Source organism: Corynebacterium sp. HMSC074A01, from assembly GCF_001831515.1.
GTDB lineage: Bacteria > Actinomycetota > Actinomycetes > Mycobacteriales > Mycobacteriaceae > Corynebacterium.
On record NZ_KV825619.1, the window covers coordinates 216,853 to 224,457 of the forward strand.

Annotated in this window: 7 protein-coding genes; 6 read left to right on the forward strand and 1 reads right to left on the reverse strand. The window is 64.6% G+C overall.

Going from position 1 to position 7,605, the window contains the following annotated elements:
- Positions 1-22 precede the first annotated feature (22 nt).
- The 6 genes from carB to coaBC all read left to right on the forward strand — a co-directional run bounded on the left by carB (position 23) and on the right by coaBC (position 7,053).
- Positions 23-3,367: a carbamoyl-phosphate synthase large subunit gene (gene carB, locus HMPREF2550_RS07630; protein WP_070790555.1), complete on the forward strand. Its 3,345-nt coding sequence runs from the start codon at positions 23-25 to the stop codon at positions 3,365-3,367.
- 4 nt (positions 3,368-3,371) lie between these two features.
- Entirely contained in the window at positions 3,372-4,193 is an 822-nt protein-coding gene (pyrF, locus tag HMPREF2550_RS07635) for an orotidine-5'-phosphate decarboxylase (protein ID WP_070790556.1), read from the forward strand.
- 287 nt (positions 4,194-4,480) lie between these two features.
- Positions 4,481-4,804, forward strand: coding sequence for an integration host factor, actinobacterial type (gene mihF / locus HMPREF2550_RS07640; protein WP_038590808.1), 324 nt, complete (start codon positions 4,481-4,483; stop codon positions 4,802-4,804).
- Between the two features lie 3 nt (positions 4,805-4,807).
- A complete protein-coding gene (gmk, locus tag HMPREF2550_RS07645; protein ID WP_070763931.1) occupies positions 4,808-5,401 on the forward strand; it encodes a guanylate kinase in 594 nt (197 codons plus the stop codon).
- A 15-nt stretch (positions 5,402-5,416) separates the two neighbouring features.
- Entirely contained in the window at positions 5,417-5,716 is a 300-nt protein-coding gene (rpoZ, locus tag HMPREF2550_RS07650; protein WP_095066809.1) for a DNA-directed RNA polymerase subunit omega, read from the forward strand.
- Positions 5,717-5,793: 77 nt separating this feature from the next.
- On the forward strand, positions 5,794-7,053 hold the full coding sequence (coaBC, locus tag HMPREF2550_RS07655; protein WP_070790557.1) for a bifunctional phosphopantothenoylcysteine decarboxylase/phosphopantothenate--cysteine ligase CoaBC: 1,260 nt from the start codon (positions 5,794-5,796) through the stop codon (positions 7,051-7,053).
- A gap of 35 nt (positions 7,054-7,088) precedes the next feature.
- On the opposite strand, the gene HMPREF2550_RS07660 is transcribed toward coaBC, so the two are convergent.
- Positions 7,089-7,316 carry a hypothetical protein gene (locus HMPREF2550_RS07660; protein WP_070790558.1) on the reverse strand — a complete coding sequence of 76 codons (228 nt, stop codon included), beginning with the start codon at positions 7,314-7,316 and terminating at the stop codon, positions 7,089-7,091.
- Positions 7,317-7,605 lie beyond the last annotated feature (289 nt).

Consider the following 7,605-nt stretch of genomic DNA (forward strand, 5'->3'; position numbering starts at 1 on the left):
AAAGTACTAGGGAGTATCACCGATGAAACGAGAAGACATCAACCACGTCCTGGTTATTGGCTCCGGGCCGATTGTGATTGGTCAAGCCTGTGAGTTTGACTACTCGGGTACGCAGGCGTGCCGCGTGCTCAAGGAAGAAGGGCTGCGTGTCACCCTGATCAACTCGAACCCGGCAACCATCATGACGGACCCCGAGTTTGCCGACCACACCTACGTCGAGCCGATTGAGCCGCACTACATCGACATGATCCTGGAGAAGGAGGCGAAGCAGGGCAACCCTGTCGACGCCATCCTGGCAACGCTTGGCGGCCAGACCGCGCTGAACGCTGCGATCCAGCTGGATCGCCAGGGCATCCTGGAAAAGCACGGCGTTGAGCTGATCGGTGCGAACATCGACGCGATTGAGCGCGGCGAGGACCGCCAGAAGTTCAAGGACATCGTGGAGAAGATCGGCGGCGAGTCCGCCCGCTCCCGCGTCTGCTACACCATGGACGAGGTCCACGAGACGGTCGAAGAGCTTGGCCTGCCGGTAGTCGTGCGCCCGTCGTTTACCATGGGCGGCCTGGGCTCTGGCCTGGCCTTTACGATGGAGGACCTCGACCGCATTGCCGGCGGCGGCCTGGAGGCCAGCCCCGAGGCAAACGTGCTCATCGAGGAGTCCATTCTGGGATGGAAGGAGTTCGAGCTCGAGCTCATGCGCGACGGTGACGACAACGTCGTGGTCATCGCCTCGATCGAGAACGTTGACGCGCTCGGCGTGCACACCGGCGACTCCGTCACCGTGGCACCCGCGCTGACGCTGACGGACCGCGAGTACCAGACGATGCGCGACCAGGGCATTGCCATCATCCGCGAGGTGGGCGTGGACACCGGCGGCTGCAACATCCAGTTCGCAGTCAACCCGGAAGACGGCCGCATCATCACGATCGAGATGAACCCGCGCGTGTCGCGCTCCTCGGCGCTGGCATCGAAGGCGACCGGCTTCCCGATCGCCAAGATCGCCTCCAAGCTGGCCATCGGCTACACGCTCGACGAGATCACCAACGACATCACCGGCGTGACCCCCGCCGCGTTCGAGCCGACGCTGGACTACGTCATCGTGAAGATGCCGCGCTTCGCCTTCGAGAAGTTCCCGGGCAGCGACGACACGCTCGGCACCTCGATGAAGGCGGTTGGCGAGGCCATGGGCATCGGCCGCAACTACATCCAGGGTCTGAACAAGGTCATGCGCTCGATGGAGGACAAGCCGAACGGCTTCTGGACCCGCCCGGACGCGTACTTCGCCGAAGGCCGCGAGAACGACGTGGCCGCAGTGCTCGAGGACCTGAAGGTCCCGACGGACAAGCGCATGTACGACGTTGAGCTCGCCCTGCGCCTCGGCGCAAGCGTCGATGAGGTACACGAGGCCAGCGGCATCGACCCCTGGTTCCTCGCCGAGCTGCAGACGCTCGTGGACTTCCGCCAGCAGCTTATCGACGCCCCCGTGCTCGACGCCGAACTCCTCCGCGAGGCCAAGGCTTACGGGCTCTCCGACGCCCAGATCGCGGCGCTGCGTCCGGAGCTGGCGGGCGAGGACGGCGTGCGTTCCCTGCGCTGGTCGCTGGGTATCCATCCCGTGTTCAAGACCGTCGATACCTGCGCCGGCGAGTTTGAGGCACAGACGCCGTACCACTACTCGGCCTACGAGATAGACCCGAACGCCGAGAGCGAGGTGGCCGAGACCGGCCGCGAGAAGGTCATCATCTTGGGCTCCGGCCCGAACCGCATCGGCCAGGGTATCGAGTTCGACTACTCCTGCGTGCACGCGGCGCTGGAGCTGTCGCGTATCGGCTACGAGACGGTGATGGTCAACTGCAACCCGGAGACCGTCTCCACCGACTACGACACGGCGGACCGTCTCTACTTCGAGCCGCTGACCTTCGAGGACGTCATGGAGATCTACCGCGCCGAGTCGGCCTCGGGCACGGTGGCTGGCGTGATCGTGCAGCTGGGCGGCCAGACCCCGCTGGGCCTGGCGCAGCGCCTTGCCGACGCGGGCGTGCCGGTGGTTGGTACGACCCCGGAGGCGATCGACTCGGCGGAGGACCGCGGCGAGTTCGGCGACGTGCTCGAGGCCGCAAACCTGCCGGCACCGGCCTACGGCACCGCGACCTCCTTCGAGGAGGCACGCGAGGTTGCAGCGGGCATCGGCTACCCGGTGCTCGTGCGCCCCTCTTACGTGCTCGGTGGGCGCGGCATGGAGATCGTCTACGACGAGACCAGCTTGCACGACTACATCGACCGCGCGACCGAGCTGTCGCCGGACCACCCGGTGCTGGTCGACCGCTTCCTGGATTCCGCGATTGAGATCGACGTCGACGTGCTCTGCGACGGCGAGGAGGTCTACCTCGGCGGCGTGATGGAGCACATCGAAGAGGCCGGTATTCACTCCGGCGACTCGGGCTGCGCCCTGCCGCCGATGACCATTGGTCCGGAGGACATCGCTCAGGTCCGCCGCTCCGCCGAGGCGCTCGCGCACGGCATTGGCGTCAAGGGCCTGATGAACGTGCAGTTCGCGCTGAAGGACGACATTCTGTACGTCATCGAGGCAAACCCACGCGCCTCCCGCACAGTCCCGTTCGTGTCCAAGGCGACGGGCGTGCACCTGGCGAAGGCCGCCGCCCGCATCATGATGGGTGCCACCCTTGCCGAGCTGCGCGAGGAGGGCCTCATCCCGACCGATTACGACGGCGGATCGCTGCCGCTCGACCACCCGATCGCGGTGAAGGAGGCGGTGCTGCCGTTTACCCGCTTCCGTCGCCCCGACGGCTCGCTGCTCGATACCATCCTCGGGCCCGAGATGAAGTCCACCGGCGAGGTCATGGGCCTTGCCCCGTCGTTTGGTGTGGCCTACGCGAAGGCAGAGGTTGCGGCCTTTGGCCCGCTGCCGACGGAGGGCACGGTGTTCGTTTCCGTCGCTAATCGCGACAAGCGCACGCTGATCTTCCCGATCCAGCGCCTGTTCACCATGGGCTTCAAGATCGTGGCGACCGCAGGTACCGCGCAGATGCTGCGCCGCAACGGCATTGCCTGCGAGACGGCGCTGAAAGCGTCGGAGGTGCGCGAAGGCGGCGAGGGGACCTCGATCGTCGACCGCATCAGCGAAGGCGAGATCGACTTGATCCTCAACACCCCGGCCGGGTCCTCCGGCGCTCGCCACGACGGCTACGACATCCGTGCCGCTGCTGTGGTCGCGGGTGTGCCGATCATGACGACGGTGCAGGGCGTGACCGCGGCCGTGCAGGGCATCGAGGCCATTCGCGGCAACGAGATCACGGTGACCAGCCTGCAGGAGCTGGAGCACGCGGGCGAGGAAGCGAAGGCTTAAGGCCATGGCGCAGAGTGTGGACACCCAGCCCGGCTTTGGGCAGCAGCTTGTCGACGCCGGCGCGCACCACGGCAGGCTGTGCGTAGGCATCGACCCGCACGCCGCCCTGCTCGAGCAGTGGGGCCTGAGCGACAGCGTGGAGGGACTGCGCGAGTTCTCCCGCATCTGCGTGGAGGCCTTCGCAGGCCACGTCGCGCTGGTCAAGCCGCAGGTAGCGTTCTTCGAGCGCTTCGGCTCGCGCGGGTTCGCGGTGCTGGAGGAGACGCTCGCTGCGCTGCGTGAGCGCGACACGCTCGTGGTGGCGGACGCGAAGCGCGGCGATATCGGCTCGACCATGGCTGGCTACGCCGACGCTTGGCTCGCACCAGGGTCTCCGCTCGAAGCCGACGCGGTGACGCTCACGCCATATCTCGGCGTGGGTTCTCTCGCCCCGGCAATCGAGCTGGCGGCAGCTCACGGCAAGGGTGTGTTTGTCATGTCGGCGAACTCCAACCCGGAGGCGGAGGCCTTTCAGAGCTCGCTGATAGGGGAGCGCACGGTCGCCCAGTACATGGTCGATGGTTGCGCTGCCTACAACGAGGGCGCTGCTGTCGGTCACGTTGGCGTCGTAGTGGGTGCAACGGTGCAGCACCCACCCGTGCTCGAGCACCTCAATGCGCCGGTACTCATGCCTGGCGTGGGTGCGCAGGGCGCGACGATGGAGGACGTTGCCCGCATCGCCGGCGGGCAGGCGCAGCTGGTGATTCCGAACGTGTCGCGCTCCGTGTTGAAGGCTGGACCAGACGTGGATGAACTGCGGAAACAGGCGCGCGACCTGGCGAAATAGGGTTCTTAGCGAGGGCGTTTGCGCTTTTCGCTAAAAAGCCTGGTAGTTTAGTTCCGTCAAAGCGTTGACGTGGCGAAATGCCGTACAGCGTGCGGTACGAGCTGCGGTGCCTTTCCCGGCACGTCATCAACGCGGCGGAATTAACCCAGTGCTACACTTAGCCAGAACTGAGAGTTGCAGCGGTGGTATTTTGGCTGATGTCTTCGGCCTGCTACCGTGTGGCACTCTTGGAACGACGGTTTAGGTAGGACTGGACCGAAACGTACTACTACTTTATGGAGGAACCAGTGGCACTTCCACAGTTGACTGATGAGCAGCGCAAGGCAGCACTTGCAAAGGCAGCCGAGGCACGCAAGCAGCGTGCTGAGCTGAAGGCTTCCCTCAAGCGCGGCGACACCAACCTCAAGGACGTGCTCGCGAAGGCTGAGTCCGACGAGATCATCGGCAAGACCAAGGTCTCCGCACTGCTCGAAGCAATGCCGAAGGTGGGCAAGGTCAAGGCCCGCGAGATCATGGAAGAGCTGGAGATCGCACAGACCCGCCGTCTGCGCGGCCTGGGTGAGCGTCAGCGTCGTGCGCTGCTCGAGCGCTTCGGTTTCTCCGAGGACTAAACCATGACTGAGGTATCGCCGCGAGGCAGGCTGGTCGTGCTGGCCGGCCCCTCCGCTGTAGGTAAGTCGACAGTGGTGCACAGGCTTGTGAGCGATGTCCCTGATCTGTACTTCTCCGTCTCCATGACCACCCGGGCGCCGCGCCCGGGCGAGGTCGACGGGGAAGACTACTTCTTTGTCAGTGCTGATGACTTCCAGCGCCGCATTGATGCGGGCGAGATGCTGGAGTGGGCCGACATTCATGGCGGATTGCAGCGCTCCGGTACTCCGGCTGGTCCGGTGCAGGAGGCGCTCGATGCGGGCCGTCCCGTGCTGGTGGAAGTAGACCTCGCAGGCGCGCGCAACATTAAGCGGCTGATGCCCGAGGCGTCGACTGTCTTTTTGGCTCCGCCTTCGTGGGAGATTCTGGTGCAGCGTCTCTCTGGCCGAGGCACAGAGACGGAAGACGTGATCCAGCGTCGTTTGCTCACCGCACGCGAAGAGCTCAATGCACAGCACGAGTTCGACGACGTAGTGGTCAACGATGATGTGGACACCGCCGTCGCGGCAATTGCCAGCATCCTGATGAACAGCACGAACAACGAGACAAACGAGTAGGTTTTAGTGAGCAACATTACTGAGGATCAGTCGCAGGTCACCGCGGATTCGCCGGAGCAGAAGACCTACGACACCCCGCAAGGTATTACCGCGCCCCCGATCGACGAGCTGCTGACGAAGGTGTCGTCCAAGTACGCACTCGTCATCTTCGCGGCTAAGCGCGCCCGCCAGATCAACAGCTTCTACCAGGACTCCGAGGACGGCGTCTTCGAGTTCGTTGGCCCGCTGGTCACGCCGGAACCCGGCGAGAAGCCGCTTTCGATCGCGCTGCGCGAGATCCAGGCTGGTCTGCTGGAGCACGAAGAAGGCCAGTAAGCAGACCGTAACGTTGTAACGCCCGCCCGCCGTCCCCTCGGCTGGCGGGCGTTGCGCATTGCGTATGCTTGGGGATCATGAGCGATGTGCAAGGAAAAGGCGTCAAGGCAGCCACGGATGAGTCTCGGGGGCGGCGCGTCGTCGTGGGGGTGGCCGGCGGCATCGCAGCCTACAAGGCGTGCCACCTCGTGCGGGATTTCAAAGAGGCTGGCGACGACGTCCGCGTGGTCCCCACCCCAAGCGCACTCGAATTCGTCGGCGCGGCGACCTTCGAGGCGCTGTCCGGCCACCCCGTGGACACGGGCGTGTTCTCCCGTGTCGACGAGGTGCAGCACGTGCGCGTCGGCCAGGAGGCGGACCTGGTGGTCATCGCCCCGGCTACGGCGGATGTGATTGCACGCATCGCCGCGGGTCGTGCGGATGACCTGCTCACCGCCACGGTGCTTGTCGCCACCTGTCCCATCGTGATCGCGCCGGCCATGCACACGGAGATGTGGCTGAACCCGGCCACGCAGGCGAACGTCGCCACCCTGCGCGAGCGCGGGATCACGGTACTCGAGCCCGCGCATGGCCGCCTCACTGGGAAGGACACCGGCCCCGGGCGCCTGCTGGAACCGCACGTGATCGCAGAAATGGCGCGCACAGTACTCGCCACCGGGCCGCTGTCGCAGTCGCTGTCGGGCAAGCGCGTGCTCATCAGCGCGGGCGGCACGCAGGAGAATATCGACCCCGTGCGCTATATCGGCAACCGTTCCTCGGGACGGCAGGGCTTTGCGCTTGCCGACGTCGCCGCGCACAAGGGCGCCAGCGTCACCGTTGTCGCCGGAAACACCGAGGAGCTGGAAACGCCCGCGGGAGCTGAGGTCGTGCGGGTGCGCTCCACGCGAGAGATGGAGGCGGCGATGCGCGAGCGCGCTGTTGACGCCGATGTGGTCATCATGGCCGCTGCGGTCTCTGACTACCGCCCGGAGCACGAGGCAACCTCGAAGCTGAAGAAAGGGCAGGCGAACGAAGACCTGGAGACGTTGCACCTCGTCGAAAACCCGGACATCTTGCGCGGGCTGGTTGCCATGCGCGATGCAGGGGAGACGCAGGCACGGATTATCGGGTTCGCGGCCGAGACGGATCAGCCCCTGGAGCACGGGAAGGCGAAGCTTGCGCGCAAGGGCGCGGACATGCTCATGGTCAACGACGTCTCCGGCGGCAAGGTGTTTGGCCAGCCGCGCAACTCCGGTTGGCTGCTCACTCGCGACGGGGGCGTCGCCGAGGTCGCCGATGGCACGAAGCACGAGGTCGCGGCACGGATCTGGGACGCGGTGGAGCGCTTCGAGAAGTGACGTTGGGGCATTAGGAGGCTTGGGCCTCTGGCACGCTAGTCGGGGTCAGCTTCTTTTGTGCAGGTGCAGTTTTCGCATTCGTCGTTCTGGCATGGTTTGTCGGCGAAGCTGTCGCCGTAGTCTTCGAGTTCGATTTGGAGGCGGGCGTTGTCGTCGCGTTGTGGGGTTTGTCGGTCTTTGGACACCCAGCGGGCGCCGTCGGGTGCGATGAAGTGGATTTCTGCGCCGTGGCGAATGATGAGGATCTCCCGGTCGGTGACCATGGAGTGGCATGAGGCTTGCTAATTGGTGGATAGGTGTAAACTCTTGTGGGATTGAGCCGGTAGACTCCTCCGCTACCAACTCAGGGGCTAAACATACAGGTGAGAAATGCTAATTCAGTTGAACGGGCTCCGCTCTGAAGCGTCTTGGTTTAGATCCGCTTCTTCAATGCGAGGACTGCGAGGACGATAGCCGTTTTCATTTTGGATCGGTTCTTCCCTTTTTTTTGATATCTTTTGGTGAATTAGAGGGTTGGTAACGGACCTGACCCCCGTTAGGTAGACACCTGAT